A 21,352-nucleotide genomic window follows, 5' to 3' on the forward strand; every position below is an offset into this window, starting at 1 on the left:
TATTGCTAAAGATTTTTTTAACATTATTTTTTTGAATAGTTATTAATTTAAAATTATCTGCCACCTCGGAAGCCGCCGCCTCCACCGCCACTGGATCTGAAGCCACCACCGCCGCTTCCGCCACCGAAGCCACCGCCTCCTGATCTGAAGCCGCCGCTGCTGTTGGAATTATTAAAACCTCCGTTATTTCTAAAACCTCCATCATTTCTTGGCTGAGGCTGAGATTGCTGTTGATAATTATAGTTTGGTCTTGGCTGTCCCTGATTACGGAAACCACCTTGTGGTCTTACCCCATTTTGATTTCTGAAACCTCCATTCATACTTCCTGGTCTGAAACCACCACTGTTACCAGAATTTCTGAAACCACCGTTATTACCACTATTTCTAAAACCTCCTGTATTTGTAGTACTTCTTCTGAAACCTCCTGAATTGGAAGTCACCCCATATTTATTGGCAAAGCTTCCGTTATAAGTATTGAATCCTCTTCCATTGGCTCCGCTTCTTCTGTAAGGAGCATAGTAACCTCCTCCCCAGTATCCGCCTCCATATCCCCAGTAAGGGTTTCCGTAGTATCCGCCCCAACCCCAATACGGATTGTAGCCCCAATACGGTGAGTATCCCCAGCCCATATTCCAGCCGCCGCCCCAGCCCCATGAGCCACCCCATGAAAGACCGATTCCCCAGCCGCCATAACCTCCGTAGCCCCAGTAAGGGCTATAACCTCCATACCAGCCCCAAGGGTATCCCCAGCCCCACGAATTATCGTAGTAATTGGTCTGGCTTCCGGCATACATTCCCCAGTCGGAGTCTGTAGCAGTTGTATTCCAGTTGTAGTTATTCCAGTCATTATACCTTCCTTCTCTTGAGTTGGCTTCCGCATTCTGGATAACGCTTGCATCATCCTGATAGTAATCGTAATCTTCTCCTACTCTGTTTCCTCTGTCATTGATAACAACACCTTCAGGAAGTGTATCTTTATTCGGGTCGTAATAAACGCCATCTGTCTCGCTGTAACCTCCCATCTGGGCGCCGCAAGACACAAGTAACAATCCGCCTGATATCGCTAAAATCCCTTTAGATTTTATGATACCAAGCAAATTTTTATGTATATTTCTTTTCATGATAACGTAAAAATTTTTAATTTAAATTATATTTGCAGTCTGTACCAAAAATGTACCATTAACAGGGTACAAAAATCTATCAAAAATAGATTTTTATTTTTAGATAACAATAATAGAAAAAAGTTAAAAAAATTAAAAAAAAATTAATGGCAAAATTAACCTCAAGAAGCGAAGATTACAGCAAATGGTATAATGAGTTGGTGGTAAAAGCCGACTTAGCTGAAAACTCAGGAGTAAGAGGATGCATGGTCATCAAACCATACGGCTATGCAATCTGGGAGAAAATGCGTGATGAAATGGATAAAAAATTCAAGGAAACAGGTCACGTAAACGCATATTTCCCGCTTTTTGTGCCCAAGAGCTTATTTGAGGCTGAAGAAAAAAATGCAGAAGGTTTTGCTAAAGAATGTGCCGTTGTTACCCATTACCGGTTAAAAACAGATCCGGACAATCCTTCCAAGCTTATTGTGGATCCTGATGCCAAGCTTGAGGAAGAACTTATCGTAAGACCTACTTCAGAAGCCATTATCTGGAATACTTATAAAAACTGGATCCAATCGTACAGAGATTTACCGATATTGATTAACCAATGGGCGAATGTTGTACGTTGGGAAATGAGAACACGTCTTTTCCTGAGAACAGCCGAATTCCTTTGGCAGGAAGGGCATACCGCTCACGCTACTAAAGAAGAAGCTGTTGAAGAAGCTGAAAAAATGAATAAAGTCTATGCAGATTTTGCTGAAAATTTTATGGCAATGCCTGTCATTCAGGGATTAAAAACTCCGTCAGAAAGATTTGCCGGAGCTGACGAGACGTATTGTATTGAAGCATTAATGCAAGATGGCAAAGCACTTCAGGCAGGAACGTCTCACTTTTTAGGACAGAATTTCGCCAAAGCTTTTGACGTAAAATTCACCAATAAAGAAGGTAAAATTGAACATGCCTGGGCTACATCATGGGGAACATCAACCCGTTTGATGGGAGCATTAATCATGACCCATTCCGATGATTTCGGATTGGTGCTGCCTCCTACGCTGGCTCCTATTCAGGTAGTTATTGTTCCGATCTTTAAAGGAGAAGAGCAATTGGAACAGATCAGTGAGGTGGCTCTGGATATTCAGGCTAAATTAAGAGCAAAAGGAATTTCCGTGAAATTTGATAATGACACTCAAAATAAACCGGGCTGGAAATTTGCCGAATATGAACTGAAAGGCGTTCCTGTAAGAATTGCGATGGGACCAAGAGATCTGGAAAACAAATCAGTAGAGATTGCAAGAAGAGATAACTTAACAAAAGAAGTTCGTTCTATTGACGGTTTGGATTCTTATATTGAAGAATTATTAAAAACCATTCAAAAAGATCTTTACACTAAAGCCGTCAACTTCAGAAAAGACAATATTACCAGAGTTGATTCTTATGATGAATTTAAAAAAGTTCTGGAAGAGAAAGGAGGATTCATTTATGCCCATTGGGATGGAACTGCAGAAGAAGAAGAGCAAATCAAGGAAGAAACCAAAGCAACCATCAGATGTATTCCCTTAGATGATGATGTTGAAGAAGGAATTTCTCTGATTTCCGGAAAACCATCCAAAAGAAGGGTTTTATTTGCCAAGGCATATTAAAATCAATTATAAAAACTTTATTAAATCTGCAAAAATCGAATCGATTTTTGCAGATTTTTTTTAAATATAATGTTTTGGACAAGTTTTTGATTGCATTACACAACATTAATCTCAAAATATTTTATTATGTCTCTAAACATTATTGATCTTATTAAAGGACAGCTTGGTCCGGCTTTGGTATCTCAGGCTGCCTCACAGTACGGAGAAAGTGAATCTGATATCTCCAAAGCAATTGGTGGATTACTACCCGCCGTTGTAGGAGGTCTTGCTAATAACTCCGATAATCCTCTCGTTTTGGATGCTATTATGAATTCCTCTTCCAGTGGAATTTTAGGGAATGTTATAGGTAATTCTGCGGACAACTCTTCTATAGCCAGCGTATTGACTCATATTTTTGGGGATAAGCTGAATGGATTAATTAATTCTGTTGCGACTTATGCGGGAATCAGCAATAATTCTTCAGGTTCTCTTTTAAATTTGGTAACAGGGGCTGCTGTAGGATCGATTGGAAAATATGCTGCCGATAATAATCTGGATAAAGCAGGAATTTCAAATCTCCTTAGTGATCAGAAGGGTATTGTTTCTAGTTTATTACCTGCAGGTTTATCATTTGCCTCTTTAAGTATGGGTGACTGGGATGCAAGATATAAGTTTGATAATGATAAAGACGCCATCAAAATGCCGGCTGAAGAAGAGCCAAAAGTTGAGGTAACAAGAAGTACTACACTTAACGGAACTTTTCCGGACAGAAATACAAATACCGGAGGCGGATCAATCTGGAAATGGCTTTTACCATTACTGCTTCTAATTGCCGCTGCATATTTTATCTGGAGGCAGTGTGAGCAAAAAGAAACAACAGTTACTTCAACAATGACCGATTCTGGTGAAGTCGTTACAGATACCGTAAACACCACTACTGACACTGCAGCAGGAATCTCAGCAACACAGGTAGATGAAAATATTGATTTAAACGGAACTTCGTTAAAAGGATATAAGGGAGGTATGGAAGACCGCATGATTGCTTTCCTGAAATCAGACGGTTATAAAAATGCAAAAGATGATAATGCTTTAAAAGACACATGGTACAACTTTGACCACGTTAATTTCAAAATGGGAAGCGCTACTGAACTTGAATCAGGTTCTGAAGGACAGCTGCAAAATTTAGTGGCAATTTTAAAAGCATATCCTGAAGCCAAAATAAAAATCGGAGGATACACAGATAAAACAGGAGATGAAGTTAAAAATCAAAAATTATCTGCTGACAGGGCCAGCTTCATCAGATCATGGCTGGATAAACAAGGCGTAGGATCGCAGATTACAGGAGCGGATGGCTACGGAAGTCAATTCGCAACCGTTGATGCTTCTGCTTCTGATGCAGAAAGAGCCGTTGACCGTAAGATGGCAGTACGATTCACAAAATAATTCAAATTTATATATCTAAAGATCCCGGAATGTTTTTCGGGATCTTTATTTATGATTTTGTAGTTTTCATTTATTTAATTACATTTGTTAGTCATTCCTAACATTTATGAACCTGAATTTAAAAAACGCCTGGCGAAAAGATAAAACATCCAATTCATTATCTGAAGTTTACTCCTCAGTGAAAGTTCCCCAGAATGGCAGTTTCTGGAGGAAATATCTGGCTTTTGCAGGACCGGGACTTATGGTTGCGGTAGGCTATATGGATCCCGGAAACTGGGCAACAGATATTGCCGGCGGTGCACAATTCGGATATACATTACTTTCGGTGATATTGATCTCCAATATTTTTGCCATGGTTTTGCAGCATCTTTCCGTAAAACTGGGAGTTGTGGCGGAAAGAGATCTTGCTCAGGCTTGCAGAGATCATTTCGGTCCGACAACCAATTTTATATTATGGATATTCTGTGAGATTGCCATTGCAGCCTGTGATCTTGCGGAAGTAATAGGATCTGCCATTGCTTTAAATCTTCTTTTTCAGATTCCTCTAACCTGGGGAATTGTCATCACCACTGTTGATGTATTGTTTATTTTGCTTTTACAGGCCAAAGGCTTCCGGTGGATAGAAAGTATTGTAGGAGGACTTATTTTTATTATTCTCGCCTGCTTTATCTATGAACTGGTAATTTCAAAACCTGCAATCAATGAGCTGATGGGAGGTTTGGTTCCTAAAGCTGAAATCATAAAAAATCCGGCAATGCTTTATATTGCAATAGGAATATTAGGGGCTACCGTCATGCCTCACAACCTTTATTTACACAGCAGCATAGTGCAGACAAGAGATTATCCGCGTAATGCTAAAGGCAAGAAAGAGGCTATCAAATTTGCAACATTAGACAGTACAGTTTCTCTCATGCTGGCCTTTTTTATTAACGGAGCTATTCTTATTTTGGCTGCTGCTACTTTCCATGTTTCCGGGAATCATGATGTCGCGGATATTCATGATGCTTATAAAATGCTGACTCCTATTTTGGGAGCATCGATGGCAAGTATTGTTTTTGCCATCGCCTTATTGGCTTCGGGGCAGAATTCTACCTTAACAGGCACTCTGGCCGGACAAATCGTCATGGAAGGTTTTTTAAATATTAAATTAAAACCCTGGTTGCGACGTCTGATTACAAGATTAATCGCTGTAATTCCGGCACTGATTGTAGCCATTTTATATGGTGAAGAAGGGACTACGGAACTTTTGGTTTTAAGTCAGGTTATTTTATCGATGCAGCTCAGTTTTGCGGTTGTTCCTTTGGTAATGTTTACGAGTGATAAGGCTAAAATGGGAGAATTTGTGAACAAACCTTTCTTAAAAGTCTGTGTCTGGATTATTTCTTTTATTATCATTGTTTTAAATGTTTATCTTCTTTATCAGACATTTTTTGGTCAGGGAGTTTAGTCCGGAAAATCCTATTTATAATGATGCAGGCTACCCTAGCCGCGATAGTAACGGATACCCCACAGCACGCGTTGGCTCTGAAAGATGGCGGTTGCGCGAGGAGTATGAGTGGATAGCGCGATAAAGCTCCTAAAAAATGATTGATGAATGATGATTGATGGTCTCGCGCCAACTTCCAACTTCTAACTTCCTGCTCCCAGCCTTTATCTGCCTTATTGTCACCCTTTATCTTTTGGCAGAATCTTTGTCAATCATAATGCAAATAAATATTGAATTATGGAAAATCAGGATATCAACGAAGAAAGCATCAATAATCAGGAAGAAACGAATATTCAGAATGAAGCTACAACACAAGACAATGTGACAGCAAAACCTACTGCCGAAGAACTTTTGGCAGAAGAAAAAGACCGTTACATCAGACTGTACGCCGAATTTGAAAACTATAAAAAAAGAACATCCAAGGAAAAAATGGAATTTTTCCAATATGCCAATCAGGATATGATGGTGTCTATGCTGGGGGTTCTGGATGACTTTGAAAGAGCATTAAAGGAAATTGCTAAAAATGGTAATCCTTCGGATCTTCAGGGTGTTGAACTGATCTACAACAAATTCAAAAGCAAGCTGACGGAAAAAGGGCTGAAAGCGATGGAAGTGAACGCAGGCGACAGTTTCAATGTAGATTTCCATGAAGCGATTACGCAGATTCCTGCACCATCGGAAGATCTTAAAGGTAAAATCGTAGATGTTATTGAAACAGGTTACACTTTGGGAGATAAAGTGATTCGTTTTGCAAAAGTAGTAACAGGAAATTAACATAAGCAATAAGTAATGGGTAATAAGAAATTTTGATTATTACCCATTGCTGATTACTAATTACTCATAGAAAAGACATGTCAAAAAGAGATTATTACGAGGTTCTTGAGATCAGTAAATCTGCATCAGCCGACGAAATAAAGAAAGCATACCGAAAAATGGCCATCAAATTTCACCCTGATAAAAATCCCGGTGATAAAGATGCTGAAGAAAAATTCAAAGAAGCTGCAGAAGCATATGAAGTGCTGAGTGACGAACAGAAACGTGCAAGATACGATCAGTTTGGTCATGCCGGCGTGGGAGGAAACGGTGGCTTCGGTGGCGGCTTTGGCGGTGGAGGAATGAACATGGAAGATATTTTCAGTCAGTTCGGTGATATTTTCGGTGGTGGTTTCGGAGGATTTGGCGGCGGCGGAGGTGGCCGTCAGCAGGTGAAAGGTTCCAATTTAAGGATCAGAATCAAGCTGAACCTTGACGAAATGGTGAACGGAACACAGAAAACCATCAAAGTCAAAAAAATGAAGATGGCAGCCGGCGCTACTTCAAAAGTCTGCCCTACCTGCGGCGGTTCGGGAGTTCAGCTGAAGGTAATGAACACGATGTTTGGCCAGATGCAGACACAGACTACCTGCGGAACCTGTCAGGGAATTGGTAAAGTCGCCGATAAAATTCCGGCGGGCGCCAATGCACAGGGCCTTATCAAAGATGAAGAGGAAGTGACCATCAATATTCCTGCGGGAGCAAGAGACGGAATTCAGCTTAATGTAAGAGGAAAAGGTAATGATGCTCCTTTCGGAGGAATTCCTGGAGATCTTTTGGTAATCATCGAGGAGGAAGTAGATAAAACCATCAAAAGAGAAGGAGATAATCTTCACCAGGAACTATATATCTCATTTGCCGAAGCAGCATTAGGAACAAAAAGAGAAGTACCAACCGTTGGCGGAAAAGTAAAGATCACGGTAGATGCCGGAACCCAGTCGGGAAAAATACTGAGACTTGCAGGCAAGGGACTTCCAAGTATCGACAGCTACGGAACAGGAGATATGTTCATCCACATTAATGTATGGACGCCTCAGAAGCTAACGAAAGAACAGAAAGATTTCTTTGAGAAGCAGATGAGCAGTGGCGAAATGGTTGCTGAACCATCCGGAAAGGAAAAAACTTTTTTTGATAAAGTGAAAGACTTATTCAACTAATATTTAAAGAGGCTTTAGCCTCTTTTTTATACGATTAGGGGCGGCTTCTTCGAAGCCGCCCCTAATCGTATAATCATTTATTTATCAAAAATTCTATTTCTTTTTAACCAGAGAAATCAATCCTTTCCCTGCCGTGAAAACTGCAACTGCAAAAAGTCCGCCTCCTATTCCAAAAACAAGCTCTTTCAGGATAAACGGCCAGGTGGGAAGCAAATGATGAAAATAATCTATTCTGTGTGCAAAAATGCCTCCGGCTACCAGAATCAGCGCAACAGTCCCGATGATGCCCAGGGCTTTGATAACTATAGGTAAAGCTTTTACAAGAAAATGTCCCAGCATTCCGAAGAATCCTTTATCATTACTCTTTTTAATTAATTTAAATCCGGCATCATCCATTCTTACGATCAGCGCAACAATTCCATAGACCCCTACCGTAGCAATAAATGCCACTAAGCTCGTTACCAGAATCTGTGTAATAAAGGGATGACTTTCTTCAAGTACCGTTCCCAAAGCGATGATTACAATCTCAATAGATAAAATAAAATCTGTGGTAATGGCTGATTTTACTTTAGCCTTTTCTATTTCTTCAGGACTCTGATCTTTTGTTTCCTCGATTTCCTCCTCTACTTCATGCCCTTTTTTGTCGCGGTGAAACAGATATTCAATAATCTTTTCCATCCCTTCAAATGCCAGGTATAAGCCACCCAGAATCAGTACATAATTGATCGCCGGGGAATATAGCCAGTTTAGCAAAAATACAACAGGCAGAATAATCAGTTTATTAAGAAAAGATCCTTTTGTGATGGCCCACAATACCGGAAGCTCGCGGGACGAAAGAAACCCCGTTGCCTTCTCGGCATTTACAGCCAGATCATCTCCCAGAATTCCTGCTGTTTTTTGAGTTGCAATCTTACTTGTAACTGCCACATCATCCATCAGCGCTGCGATATCATCCAAAATAGCAAAAAAACCAGATGCCATAAATTTAATATTTTTTTAATAATTGTTAAGAACAAAAATAATTATTTAATTCGACTTGCTCTATGATTTCATAGAGGTTTTAAAAGAATTAATATCAAAACTCTGTGTAATTAATATTAATTCATTCAGAATAAAGTTTAGTTATGACTATTAACGAATAAGCATAGTCAAATTTCATGCGAAAAAGAGTTATTACGACCCTAAAGGTTAAAAAAATCGTTCTTTTGTATTCAACGGTGAATCTGAAAAACTCAAATTCCAGGCTAAAAGGGTTATTAATGAACCTGAAAGCATGAAAAACCACTCTTTTATACTCAACGGCGAGCCTAAAAGGCTCAAATTCCAGGCAAAAAGGGTCATTCACCAGCCTAAAAGCATGAAAAACCACCCTTTTACCTTCAACGGTGAATCTAAAAGGCTCAAATTTGAGGCAAAAAGGCTCGTTCATAAGCTTAAGAGGCTCAATTTATACATGAATAGAGTCATCAATTGATTTAAAATTTTTGTGCCGCTTTCTATTTAATTCAAATATTCGTAGATTTATTTCATGAAAAAGCTGGTTTTAAAGTATCATTTTTTCGTTCTGGGACTGATCAGCTTTGTATTGAATTCCTGTAATACAAAATTCAGAGTCTGGGTTGGAACAAATAACGCACAGAAAATATACAATCTGAAATATGGTGAAGACAAAAGGCAGAAAATGGATATTTTTCTTCCGTCAGATTATCCGGAAAATTCTCCGGTAGTGCTGATCGTTCATGGCGGTGCCTGGAAATACGGACGAAAGGAGCATATGATCCAGATTCAGAAAATGCTTTTTAGCCATAACATTCCCAGCATTAATATGAATTACCGCCCGGTTTCCAGATCAAAGAAGGTCACTTATCGAGAGCAGCTGGAAGACATAGATACGGTCATTAGAAAATTCAATGAACTGGCAGAAAAAGCAGAGCTTCAACCTGACAATTATATTCTTCTGGGCGAAAGCGCCGGTGGGCACCTTACGTTATTGTATGGATATCAACATCCAGAGCAGATCAAAAAGATTATTGCTTTGAGTGCACCTACTGATTTTTATTCCCCGGAATACCTGAACTCATTTTATTCTAAATATTCTTCCCCAACAATTCAAAAAGTTGTGGGGACGAAGTTTCACCGGAAAAATTTATCTGAAGAGTTCAGAGAAGCCAGCCCGATTTCCAATGTTTCCAGCGTTCCCACTCTGATATTCCAGGGAAATCAGGATTTTCTGGTGAATAAAAAACAGGGATTGGCTCTGGATTCAGTTCTGCAGTCTCAAAATATTCCGCATAAACTTGTTTTCATGAAAAATACAGGACATGCGCCAAGATTCTTCAACAAGAAAAAAAGGGACAGCATTATTTATCCGAATATTCTGGAATGGATAAATCATGATTGATGGGTAATGAGTGATAAATGATAATTGATGATTGTTGATGGTTTTGGATCTTAATAAAAAAGCCTGTTCTAAATTGAGCAGGCTGTATTATTTAAATTAAATTCCTATTCTTCGTCGTCGAATTTGTGGTTTTCATATTTTGAGAAATCCTGTTTTTTCCCAAATAAAAACTTAAGAATTACCGGTACGGTTGTTATTAAAACAATAACGATGATAATCAGTTCGAGCTTTTTCTTCAGATCGATCCCGAATTGGTCTATGAAGAGTTTATCCAGATAATGTCCCGCGAAGATCAGTAAAAACGACCAAAGTACAGCACCGATGACATTGTCTCTCAAGAAATCTTTCTTATCCATTTTTACGATCCCGGCAACGATGGGCGCAAAAGTTCTTACCACCGGCAGGAATCTCGCCATAATGATAGCCAGCGCTCCATTCTTTTCAAAGAAATCGTGAGCCTGATACAGATATTTCTTCTTAAATAACCAGGTATCCGGTCTCTTGTATAGGGCAGAACCTGCCCTTCTTCCGAAATAGTAGCCAACTTCATTTCCTATGATTGCCGCTATGGCAACAGCCGAGGCCAAAATAAACGTGTCGAAGAAGTCACTTCCTGTAGATCCGAAAGTTTCTCTCATAATGTCAATCGAATAAATCCCCGAAACAAAAAGCAGTGAGTCTCCCGGTAAAAAAAATCCTACAAAAAGACCTGTTTCAGCAAAAATAATAAACAGAATAAGCCAAAATCCTCCAAGTTTTATATAGAACTCAGGATTTAATAAATCTTTCCAATTAGTGAAATCTTCCATACATTTTGATAAGTAACAAAAATAGGATTAATAAACGTCATTCCGAAATTTATTCTCAGATTTTAACGAAATTTAAATATGAGTTTTATAAGTCCATATCATCGTCTGAAACCGCGGTTCCATCGGCCATAAGAAACGCTTTGAGAAACGGCGTAAGATTTCCGTTCATTACAGAATCCACATCGGAGGTTTCGTATCCGGAACGCACATCTTTTACCAGTTTGTAAGGATGCATCACATAATTCCTGATCTGGCTTCCCCACTCGATTTTCATCTTGTTGGCTTCGATCTCGTTACGGGCTTTCATTCTTTCTTCCAATTCCATTTCATACAATCTGGAACGAAGCAACTGCATGGCTTTTTCTTTATTCTGAAGCTGTGAACGGGATTCCGAGTTTTCAATGATAATTCCTGTCGGCGCGTGACGAAGACGAACGGCTGTTTCCACTTTGTTTACGTTCTGTCCACCTGCTCCGGAAGACCTCATCGTTTCAAAGGAAATATCGGCCGGATTGATATTGATTTCAATCGTATCATCAACCAAAGGATATACATATACCGAAACAAAACTTGTATGTCTCTTGGCATTGGAATCGAAAGGTGAAATTCTCACTAATCTGTGTACGCCGTTTTCACCACGAAGATATCCGAACGCAAATTCTCCTTCAATTTCCAGGGTTACAGTTTTTACACCAGCAACATCCCCTTCCTGAAAGTTCAGTTCACGGATCTTGTAGCCTTGTTTTTCGGCCCACATCGTGTACATTCTCATCAGCATGGAAGCCCAGTCGCAGCTTTCGGTTCCTCCGGCTCCGGCTGTGATCTGCAATACCGCGGAAAGTTCGTCTCCTTCATTGGAAAGCATATTTTTAAATTCCAGATCTTCGATTTTTTCTACCAATTGAGGAAAAGTTTCATCAAGCTCTTTTTCGGAATCGGGATCTTCTTTAGCAAAATCTACCAAAACCTGAATATCTTCAAACTGAGTATGAATTTCTTCATAAGCTTCCACCCATTTTTTCTTGGAACGGAGCTGCTTCAGGAATGCCTCAGCCTCTTTCGGGTTATCCCAAAATTCAGGAGCTGCTGTTTTTTCATCATCATTGGCTATTTCAATCTTCTTTTTATCAATCTGAAGATATTTATGGAGATCATCAATTCTTGACTGAATTTCTTTTATCTGGTCGCTGTTTATCACGATTTTTTATTTTTGCAAAAATAAGAAATTTTATTCCTTTTATCCCTTATCTGCACCTCGAGTTTTATCTTCCTCTTCATTGTGAGAAAAACCGATTACTCTTCTTGGTTCTTCTACAGTTCTGTAGGAGTCGAGCTCGGTTTTAAGATCTTTTACCCTGTTTTGAAACTGGTCGAAATTATTAATAATAACATCACTTAAAAATCTGGCGATCTGATCCAGATATTCTTCTGTCAGTTTTCCCGCAGCGTCTCTTAAAGCGCCTTTCAGAAGGTTTTGATCGATCCTGAGGTTTTCGTCCTTTGTTTTCTGATAAAGATTCTTAATTCTTTTTTTAAGGCTTTGTGTAAAATCGATCAGCATAGTGTTGCTGAAAACTTTCATTTGGGCAGAAATTCCGTGCCAGAAAGGAATTTTATCGGCTTTGTTATTTTTTAAAATTTTAAATAAAAGAGAGTCTTTTTCCAGATTTCTGGTCATCGCATACAAAATGATTTCTGATCTTTCGGCAAGATTGGGCGGAAAAATAGGAATCATCACATCAAATCTTCCGGGAGCCAGAATTTCTTCGTCTATTTCTGCCACGGAATTGGCAGAACCTACCATTAAAAGCTCTTCCTGTTCAAATTTTGAAATGTAGTGTAGAATAATTTCCTGCGTTTCAAGATTACAGGAGGCGACATTATTTTCCGCTTTTCGGGCCATCATAATATCATCAAAATCTTCAATAAACAGCAATACTTTATCTTCTTTCATCATGGTTACCAGAAAATCGTTGAAGTTGGTCTGATTTCCGTCAACAAAAGAAGTTCCGAGATAATGTTTTTTAACTTCTTTAAATTGATAGCCGATAATTTCAGCAATTTTGGTGGCCCAGAAAATCTTCCCGCTTCCCGGAGGTCCGTACAAAATAATCCCTGCCGGTTTATTGATTCCCCAGTCTTTAATCTGCTGAGGATTCAGGAAAGGTTCCAAAATACCGGAAATATGGAAAAACAGATCCCTGTATCCGATAAAATCTCTTTTCTGCAAACTCGTTTTATGTCCGAAATAATTATATACAAATTGATAATTTCCGCCAAGCCTGTTATCTATTCCGTAGCTGGAAATTGAAGATTTAAAAAAACCGTTATCAAAAATATTGGAATCCGATTCTTTAATTACTTTTTCAACCTTTTCTTTAGGCTGATTGATTTTTTCTGCGATCTGCTCGAGCGTTTTCGTCTTGTCGAGATCTTTCTCATAAAGCCTTAAAAATTCGATATTTTCACGGGCAAATTTTTCAAAGTCTTTTTGTATTTCAAAATTGGTGCTGATACAATCCACAAGATCGAGATCAAAATCCTGGATGAACTGTTTTATGGCTTCTGCAGAAACATTCAGTTCTTTTGCTAAATCGACTAATTTCATAAACTATCCATTAATACGATCAAAAATAACATATTTGAAATTAAATTTAAATTGATTTAACATAAAAACTGTAACAATTCAATATTACCATAGACTACTACTATGTAAAACAAATTACATGGAAAAAATTTTATCAGTAAAGAATCTTACTAAAAAGTTCAAAAGAATTGTGGTCAACAATATTTCTTTTGACGTCGAAAAAGGGAATGTTTATGGTTTATTGGGACCCAACGGGAGCGGAAAATCAACAACGTTCGGGATGTTGCTTTCCACCATTAATCCTACAAGTGGAGACTGGTACTGGTTTGGAAAGAAGGGAACGGATCCGGATACGCTGAAGAGAATCGGGGCTATTATTGAGCAACCTAATTTTTATCCTTATCTGAGCGCTGAAACAAATCTGAAAATCGTTGCAGAAATAAAAGGTACACCATATTACAGGATTAATGAAGTTCTTCAGACGGTAGGTCTTCTGGAGAGAAAAAAAGACGCCTTTAAAACCTATTCTTTAGGAATGAAGCAACGTCTGGCTATTGCATCTGCCATGCTGAACAATCCGGAGGTTTTGATTCTGGATGAACCGACGAATGGCCTCGATCCTGAAGGAATTATCCAGATTCGGGAGATCATCAGCAATATTGCCAAACAGGGAATCACTATTATTATTGCCAGCCATCTTTTGGATGAGATCGAAAAGATTTGCAGTCACGTGATTGTCCTGAAAGAAGGAAATTCAATCTACTGCGGAAGGGTGGATGAAATGACCGCAAACAACGGCTATTTCGAATTGAAAGCAGACAACAATACATTGCTTTTAAATGCTTTGAATGAACTTCAATGGTTTACGGCGGTTAATCAGGACGGTGACATTCTGAAAGCGCAGATCCGTGATGATGCTTCTATTTCTGCATCGGCTCTGAATCAGAAACTTGCTGAACAGGGAATTTTCGTTTCTCATTTAACGAAGAAAAAAATGTCCCTTGAATCTCAATTCCTTGAACTTGTAAAAAACACAAAATAATTATGATAAAACTATTAAAACTAGAATATTACAAAAATCTGAACTACAAGCCATTCAAGATTTTTACGATCCTGTATTTTGCGATTCTGATTGCTTTGCTTTTTATCGGACTGATCGATTTTGATCTTTTCGGAGGAACCATCAACCTTAAGGAACAGGGCATTTATAATTTCCCCGAAATATGGAATTTTACAACCTGGATTGTTGCTTTGCTGAAGATTTTCCTTGGACTAATCATTGTTTTTTCCATTTCACAGGAATTCAGCAACCGGATGTTTAAACAAAATACCATCGACGGACTGAGCAGAAAAGAATTTATTTCTTCTAAATTACTTACGATCAGTGTTTTTACCATAGTTTCTACAGTCATTGTTTTTGCGATCACTATGTTTCTTGGATACAAATATTCAAATACAACGGAATCTGCGAAGGTTTTTGAGGAAATTTTCTTTATCGGAAATTATTTTGTGAAACTGTTTACTTTCTTCTGTTTCCTGATGTTTCTTTCAATCTTGTTGAGGAAATCGGTTTTTGTTTTTCTTGCCCTTTTTATCTTTTGGATTGGAGAAGGTATTTTATCCGGCATTGAAGTTTTTATGAAAGTGAAAGGAATGCAGGGACCTCAAAGAAATGAAGTTCTTCAGAATGATTTCTTTATCACTCACCTTTTACCTCTGGAAAGTATGTCCAGCCTTATTCCTAATCCTATGATGAGACTGAATATGGCAAAAATGATGGGCATGAAATACGAATTCCACTATCCTACAGAAAGCATGATTGCCTGCCTGGTTTGGTGCGCTATTTTCATTTTCGGATCGTACTGGATTTTAAGAAAAAGAGACTGGTAATTTTTACTATAACATCAGAAAAACAAAATATTTAGATTATTTTTGAAAGTGATTCGTTCTTCGGGTCACTTTTTTATTTTTATGAAAAGTTTTTATTTATATTTAATAAAAGAATTGATGTCGTGAAAAGGATTTACTATGTTCCGGGATTGATCAGTGCTTTACTGATCCCTGTTTTATTTTGGTTTTATGGAAGCCAAAGGGTTCATGAACCTTACACGGTAATGGATTTAGGACTTCCCGCAAAAATAAGAGCTGGAGCAACGGATTCTCTCGAAACATTTGAGCATTACAGAAACTGGAATTACAAAAAAATCATTGTACAGCCTAATACTGCTCTACAAAATCAACAATACTATGTTTCGGAATTAAAAAAACTTCAGGCAAGAAATGAGAAGGAAACGGGAATTGAATTTGTGATCGGGGATAAAAACAACTATCAGGATTTTATCGCCCTGATTGATGCCATGAAGCTGGCAAAACAGGAAGCCTACGGCGTAGACGTGGAGAAAACCAATCATTTCTTTGCGGTCCATATGTACAAAGATCCGAACGCCACCAGGAGAGATTATAATAGTGGCGGAACTTGTGTGGTTGATAACGAATATTATAAAGAAAAATTAGTATTAAATCTCATCAAACCTGAAACCTTCATCGATCACGTTCCCAATCAAACTTATTACATCATCTTTGGGTTTTTGCTGTTTTTAAATATTTCAATGTTCAGCATTAAAGAAAATCTTCAACTCAAAAGAACTTATGCATGAAAAAGATATATTATTTTCCAGGAATCATCAGCGCTCTTATTGTACCCATTCTATTTTGGTATTATATTAATCCATACGTTGATAAAACGAAGTATAATGTCATTGATATCGGAATTCCTGCCAAATTAAGGAAAGATAATAGCAATGATATATACAGTTTTGAATCCGTACGAAACTGGGATTATAAAAAAATAAAAGTTGATCCTTCAAAAGCAAAAGAATATTCAAAATTTTATGTTTCGGAAATTAAGTCTCTCCAAAAACGTAATGAAAAAAATACCGGAATAGAATTTATTTTAGATAAAAATAATACATACGGTGATTTTGTTTCTTTATTAAATGACATGGCAATTGCAAAACACGAAACGTATGCGTTGGATTTGGAAAAAACAGGAAATGTATTTGCAACTGTGAATTATAAAAGTCCAAAAACTGAAGGAGAAGAAATAGACTGCCTTTTATGCCATGACACGATTTATACTTTTGTTGAGGTAAAGCCCGATTTTAAACAATATTATCTTAATATTTTTCAAAATCTCTCAAAACTTCCAAACGGAGCTTATTATATCTTTTTCGGATTTCTTTTATTTTTAAATATTTCGATGTTCAGCATTAAAGAAAGGTTGCAAATACATCCAAGGTAGATTCGTCACCAAAAACTTGCGGATATAAAAAGAAAAGACTGCCTTTCGGCAGCCTCCTCAATCACTTCACTTAAATACTTACTTTTTATCTTTCTCCAGCAGAGCAATATACTCTCCGTAACCTTTGTCTTTCATTTCCGCTTTCGGGATAAACTTCAGGGAAGCACTGTTGATACAGTAACGAAGTCCGCCTTTATCCGCAGGTCCGTCGTTGAAAACGTGTCCCAAATGGGCGTCTCCTGTTTTACTTCTCACCTCTACCCTTGTCATTCCGTGTGAACGGTCCAGCTTTTCATCAATCAGTTGTTTTGTGATTGGTTTTGAGAAACTTGGCCATCCGCAACCGGATTCAAACTTGTCGGTAGAGATAAACAATGGCTCTCCGGTGGTAATGTCTACATAAATCCCTTCACGGGTTTCATCCCAGTATTCATTTTGGAAAGCTCTTTCCGTACCGTTTTCCTGCGTTACGTTATATTGTTCGGCAGTCAGTTTTTCCTTTAAAACTTTTTTATCCTGTTTCTGATATTTCACTTCTTTTTTCTTTGGAGGGTTGGCATTTCTCGCCATTTCAAATAATCCCGGTTCAATGTGGCAGTACCCTCCCGGATTTTTATCCAGATAATCCTGGTGATAATCTTCTGCTTTATAAAAGTTTTTTAACGGAATAGTTTCCACCAATACAGGTTTGCTATAATTTTTAGCCAGTCTTGCCACTTCGGCTTTTACAATAGCTTCGGTTTCTTTATCGGTTGAATAAATTCCAGTCCTGTATTGATCACCTCTGTCATTTCCTTGTTTGTTTAAACTCGTAGGATCAATGGTTTTGAAATAAAGATCGATTAAAAGTTTAAGGTCAACTTCTTCCGGGTCGTATTTTACTTTTACCGTTTCGGCAAAACCGGTTGTGTGGCTGACTACTTCTTCATACGTAGGATTTTGCTTATTTCCGTTGGCATATCCCACTTCCGTTCCTACGACTCCTCGTATTTGTTGAAAGAAATGTTCTGTTCCCCAAAAACATCCTCCTGCAAAATAAACTTCTTTTACATTTTTATTGTCCATAATGGTCTCATTTTCTTTTTTTGATTCGGAGGATTTCATTTTTTTTGAATCTCCGCAGCTCGTTGCAAATACTGCTATTCCCAGAATCACTCCGAGAAATATTAATATGTTTTTCATTTTAACTTTTTTATTCATTTCAAATATTTTGCCTTTCAAATCCGCAACTTCTTATTTACAAATTTCGGACTAATTTTAATAGCAGATCAGTGATAATGTCTATAACAATCATAGCACATGGAATCTGATTTTCTACATAATGATATACGAAAAATACTGGGAAACGGATTTCGCAAATCAAATATTTTATCATGCTTATTGATCATCGAAAAGAATTAACAAATTCCATTTGATTCATTTATTATTTAACGCAAGGATAGCAAAGAATTTATTAATAGTAGGACCAGATTTTCCGTTCGCAAGGGCGTTCTGCTCAGCAAATGAGTATTAAATCAAAAAGTAATACAATTGACTGCGCATAACTGGCGCTTTAGCTAAAGTAATTTTAAATTAATTGGAATTGATATTTACCATATTTTAGTGAAGTTTTATAAGCATTAAATTTTATTTTAATTACTAAAGCATGTTGTTTTTAATAAAGCATGGTTGCGAAAATTTGCTGAGCAGAACGCCCTTGCGAACGAAAAACACATCTATATTTAAAATAAACTTTTGCGAGCATAGCATATATATAGATTTGTATCACATTTTAGAAGAAAATCGCTTAAAAAAACTAAATTTGCATCTTATCAAAATTGTAAAAAGCAAAGCAATATAAATTATGACATCACAAGAGATCCGTCAAAAATTTTTAGATTATTTTAAAAGCAAAGATCACCTCATCGTTCCTTCAGCGCCTATTGTGCTGAAAGATGATCCTACTCTAATGTTTTCCAATTCGGGAATGACTCAGTTCAAGGATTTTTTCCTGGGCTACAAAACACCTACTGCCCCGAGAATTGCAGATACACAGAAGTGTCTGAGAGTATCCGGAAAGCATAATGACCTGGATGATGTAGGCCGCGACACTTATCACCACACCATGTTTGAAATGTTGGGAAACTGGTCTTTCGGCGATTATTTTAAAAAAGATGCTATTGCTTTTGCCTGGGAATTGCTGACGGAAGTGTATGGAATTCCTAAAGAAAACTTATATGTAACAATTTTTGAAGGAGATGCTTCAGAAAACCTGGAAAGGGACCAGGATGCCTATAATTTCTGGAAATCACACATTTCTGAAGACAGAATCATCAACGGAAATAAAAAAGATAATTTCTGGGAAATGGGCGAAAGCGGACCTTGCGGACCGTGCTCAGAAATTCATGTTGATCTTAGAACGCCTGAAGAAAAAGCAAAAGTTTCGGGTCTTGAACTGGTCAACAACGACCATCCTCAGGTAGTGGAAGTCTGGAACCTCGTTTTCATGGAATTCAACAGAAAAGCCGACAGAACTTTAGAAAAACTTCCTGCACAACATGTGGACACGGGAATGGGCTTCGAGCGTCTGTGCATGGCCCTTCAGGGAAAATCATCCAATTATGATACTGACGTTTTTACGCCGCTTATTGCTAAAGTAGAAGAACTTTCAGGGAAAAAATACACCGGAATTTTAGAAGACGAAAAGGACATTGCCATCCGTGTGGTGGTAGACCATATAAGAGCAGTTTCTTTTGCAATTGCTGACGGACAGCTGCCTTCAAACGGAGGTGCCGGATATGTGATCAGAAGGATTTTAAGAAGAGGAATTTCTTATTCTTACCGATTCTTGGGGATGAAAGAACCTTTCCTTTATAAATTAGTCGCTGTTTTACAGGAGCAGATGGGAACCTTCTTCCCTGAGCTTGAAAAACAAGGAAAATTGGTTTCAGAGGTTATTAAAAGTGAAGAAGAATCGTTCCTCAGAACTATTGAAAACGGATTGATCAGAGTTGAAAAACTAATCCAGCAGACGATTGCCAGCAATTCTAAAGTATTGCCTACTGAAGAAGTTTTTGAATTATATGATACCTATGGTTTCCCGGATGATCTTACCAGAATTATCGCGGAGGAAAAAGGATTAACCATTGACGAAAAAGGATTTGAACAAGCTTTAAATGAACAGAAACAACGTTCAAAAGCTGATTCTGCACAAAAAGTCTATGATTGGGTAACTTTAGAAGAAGAACCTGAAAACTTCGTAGGTTACGACAAATTTGAATCTGAAACTTACATTACAAGATACCGAAAAGTAGAAAATAAAGACGGAGAGTTTTACCAGGTTGTTCTCAGCGAATCTCCTTTCTACCCTGAAGGCGGTGGCCAGGTGGGAGATAAAGGAATCCTTGAAAATGCAGTGGAAAGCTTCGAAGTTCTCGAGACGAAAAAGGAAAACGGATTGATCATTTCTTTAATCAACGGTCTTCCAAAAGATGCAGGCGCTGTTTTCTATGCGAAAGTGAATATTTCAGAAAGAAGAAATTCACAGGCTAACCACTCAGTAACCCACTTGTTGCATGAAGCCTTAAGAGAAGTTCTGGGAACTCATGTGGAACAGAAAGGTTCATTTGTTGGTCCTGACTATCTTCGTTTTGATTTCTCCCATTTCAATAAAATGACCGAGGAAGAATTGACTTTGGTGGAAGATAAAGTAAATGCTAAGATCAAGGAAAGCATTGCCTTACAGGAATTCAGAAACATTCCGATTCAGGAAGCACTGGAAAGAGGAGCGATGGCTTTATTCGGGGAAAAATATGGTGACAGTGTAAGAATGATCCAGTTTGGAACTTCTATGGAACTTTGCGGAGGAACCCACGTGAAAAACACCAGCGAAATCGGTCATTTTAAAATCGTTTCCGAGAGTTCTGCCGCGGCAGGAATCAGGAGGATCGAAGCTATTTCGGGAGATAAAGCCGAAGAATATTTCAAAAATCTTGAAAAACAGATTGCCGAGCTTTCTCAATTGTTAAAATCTAAAGATGTCGTACGTTCTATAGAGAAATTAATCGAAGAAAATGCTGCATTAAAATCTGAAGTCGATACTTTGAAAAAAGAAAAAGCCAAAGGAGAGATCGGCAACTGGAAAGGAGCTTACGAGCAAAAAGGCGATAAATTACTTCTGGTAAAAAGAACTTCTTTGGATGCCGGTTCGGTAAAAGATATCGTCTTCCAGTTAAAGAAAGAAATCCCGACTTCCATTACGGTTATTCTATCCGACGCAGATGGAAAACCAATGATTACCGTTGGCGTTTCTGATGATTTAGCTGGAATTTATCAGGCGGGAGCATTGATTAAAGATTTGGCAAAAGAAATCCAGGGCGGCGGCGGAGGAAATCCTGGCTTTGCCACAGCAGGAGGAAAAAATCTTGATGGATTGGAAAATGCTTATCAGAAAGCTTTGAATCTTTAAGCTTCAATAAAATATAGAGGTAAAAAAGCAACTGTCGTCGTGGCAGTTGCTTTTATTTTTTCTGAACTTTTCTTATCAATAGAAATGGGCTTCAGCCCATTTACCAGATTAAATAATGCAATTGGCTTTAGCCAAAATGATTTTAAGTTAGGCTAAAGCCATTATTGTAAAATTATTTTAAAGTCG

Annotated in this window: 17 protein-coding genes; 11 read left to right on the plus strand and 6 right to left on the minus strand. The window is 38.0% G+C overall.

All coding sequences use genetic code 11. The features are described from left to right. Positions 1-53: 53 nt before the first annotated feature. A complete protein-coding gene (locus ACWNCI_RS08175; protein ID WP_449387931.1) occupies positions 54-1,121 on the minus strand; it encodes a prolyl-tRNA synthetase in 1,068 nt (355 codons plus the stop codon). A gap of 146 nt (positions 1,122-1,267) precedes the next feature. On the opposite strand from ACWNCI_RS08175, the gene proS reads away from it, so the two are divergent. The 5 genes from proS to dnaJ all read left to right on the plus strand — a co-directional run bounded on the left by proS (position 1,268) and on the right by dnaJ (position 7,621). Then, complete coding sequence (gene proS / locus ACWNCI_RS08180) at positions 1,268-2,743, plus strand: proline--tRNA ligase (RefSeq protein WP_449387932.1); 1,476 nt, start codon at positions 1,268-1,270, stop codon at positions 2,741-2,743. Between the two features lie 126 nt (positions 2,744-2,869). Then, positions 2,870-4,165, plus strand: a complete 1,296-nt coding sequence (locus tag ACWNCI_RS08185; RefSeq protein ID WP_449387933.1) for a DUF937 domain-containing protein — start codon at positions 2,870-2,872, stop codon at positions 4,163-4,165. A gap of 106 nt (positions 4,166-4,271) precedes the next feature. Next, entirely contained in the window at positions 4,272-5,612 is a 1,341-nt protein-coding gene (locus tag ACWNCI_RS08190; protein ID WP_449387934.1) for an Nramp family divalent metal transporter, read from the plus strand. A gap of 273 nt (positions 5,613-5,885) precedes the next feature. Beyond that, positions 5,886-6,425: a nucleotide exchange factor GrpE gene (locus ACWNCI_RS08195; protein ID WP_449389486.1), complete on the plus strand. Its 540-nt coding sequence runs from the start codon at positions 5,886-5,888 to the stop codon at positions 6,423-6,425. Positions 6,426-6,502: 77 nt separating this feature from the next. Further along, complete coding sequence (dnaJ, locus tag ACWNCI_RS08200) at positions 6,503-7,621, plus strand: molecular chaperone DnaJ (RefSeq protein ID WP_449387935.1); 1,119 nt, start codon at positions 6,503-6,505, stop codon at positions 7,619-7,621. A 93-nt stretch (positions 7,622-7,714) separates the two neighbouring features. Here the strand turns inward: dnaJ and ACWNCI_RS08205 are convergent, their stop codons facing one another. Then, on the minus strand, positions 7,715-8,602 hold the full coding sequence (locus ACWNCI_RS08205) for a DUF808 domain-containing protein (protein WP_449387936.1): 888 nt from the start codon (positions 8,600-8,602) through the stop codon (positions 7,715-7,717). A 547-nt stretch (positions 8,603-9,149) separates the two neighbouring features. Between ACWNCI_RS08205 and ACWNCI_RS08210 the strand changes: the two genes are divergently transcribed. Beyond that, entirely contained in the window at positions 9,150-10,022 is an 873-nt protein-coding gene (locus tag ACWNCI_RS08210) for an alpha/beta hydrolase (protein ID WP_449387937.1), read from the plus strand. A 104-nt stretch (positions 10,023-10,126) separates the two neighbouring features. Here the strand turns inward: ACWNCI_RS08210 and ACWNCI_RS08215 are convergent, their stop codons facing one another. The 3 genes from ACWNCI_RS08215 to ACWNCI_RS08225 all read right to left on the minus strand — a co-directional run bounded on the left by ACWNCI_RS08215 (position 10,127) and on the right by ACWNCI_RS08225 (position 13,439). Beyond that, the gene (locus ACWNCI_RS08215) at positions 10,127-10,831 is read right to left on the minus strand and encodes a DedA family protein (protein WP_042720913.1); all 705 of its coding nucleotides are present in this window, start codon (positions 10,829-10,831) and stop codon (positions 10,127-10,129) included. An 85-nt stretch (positions 10,832-10,916) separates the two neighbouring features. Then, complete coding sequence (gene prfB, locus ACWNCI_RS08220; RefSeq protein ID WP_449387938.1) at positions 10,917-12,029, minus strand: peptide chain release factor 2; 1,113 nt, start codon at positions 12,027-12,029, stop codon at positions 10,917-10,919. Positions 12,030-12,068: 39 nt separating this feature from the next. Continuing rightward, the gene (locus ACWNCI_RS08225; RefSeq protein WP_449387939.1) at positions 12,069-13,439 is read right to left on the minus strand and encodes an AAA family ATPase; all 1,371 of its coding nucleotides are present in this window, start codon (positions 13,437-13,439) and stop codon (positions 12,069-12,071) included. 118 nt (positions 13,440-13,557) lie between these two features. Here ACWNCI_RS08225 and ACWNCI_RS08230 point away from each other — a divergent pair, with 118 nt between their 5' ends. From ACWNCI_RS08230 to ACWNCI_RS08245, 4 genes are all read left to right on the plus strand, one after another. After that, a complete protein-coding gene (locus tag ACWNCI_RS08230; protein WP_449387940.1) occupies positions 13,558-14,460 on the plus strand; it encodes an ABC transporter ATP-binding protein in 903 nt (300 codons plus the stop codon). 2 nt (positions 14,461-14,462) lie between these two features. Further along, positions 14,463-15,308 carry an ABC transporter permease gene (locus tag ACWNCI_RS08235; protein ID WP_449387941.1) on the plus strand — a complete coding sequence of 282 codons (846 nt, stop codon included), beginning with the start codon at positions 14,463-14,465 and terminating at the stop codon, positions 15,306-15,308. A gap of 122 nt (positions 15,309-15,430) precedes the next feature. Continuing rightward, positions 15,431-16,075 carry a hypothetical protein gene (locus ACWNCI_RS08240; protein WP_449387942.1) on the plus strand — a complete coding sequence of 215 codons (645 nt, stop codon included), beginning with the start codon at positions 15,431-15,433 and terminating at the stop codon, positions 16,073-16,075. After that, positions 16,072-16,719, plus strand: coding sequence for a hypothetical protein (locus tag ACWNCI_RS08245; protein ID WP_449387943.1), 648 nt, complete (start codon positions 16,072-16,074; stop codon positions 16,717-16,719). The genes ACWNCI_RS08240 and ACWNCI_RS08245 overlap by 4 nt, the downstream gene beginning before the upstream one ends. A 78-nt stretch (positions 16,720-16,797) precedes the next feature. Here ACWNCI_RS08245 and msrB read toward each other — a convergent pair whose 3' ends face one another. Continuing rightward, entirely contained in the window at positions 16,798-17,901 is a 1,104-nt protein-coding gene (gene msrB, locus ACWNCI_RS08250) for a peptide-methionine (R)-S-oxide reductase MsrB (protein WP_449387944.1), read from the minus strand. Positions 17,902-18,562: 661 nt separating this feature from the next. On the opposite strand from msrB, the gene alaS reads away from it, so the two are divergent. Beyond that, positions 18,563-21,166: an alanine--tRNA ligase gene (alaS, locus tag ACWNCI_RS08255; protein WP_449387945.1), complete on the plus strand. Its 2,604-nt coding sequence runs from the start codon at positions 18,563-18,565 to the stop codon at positions 21,164-21,166. Positions 21,167-21,352: the final 186 nt, after the last annotated feature.

It is taken from the genome of Chryseobacterium lineare (assembly GCF_977014045.1).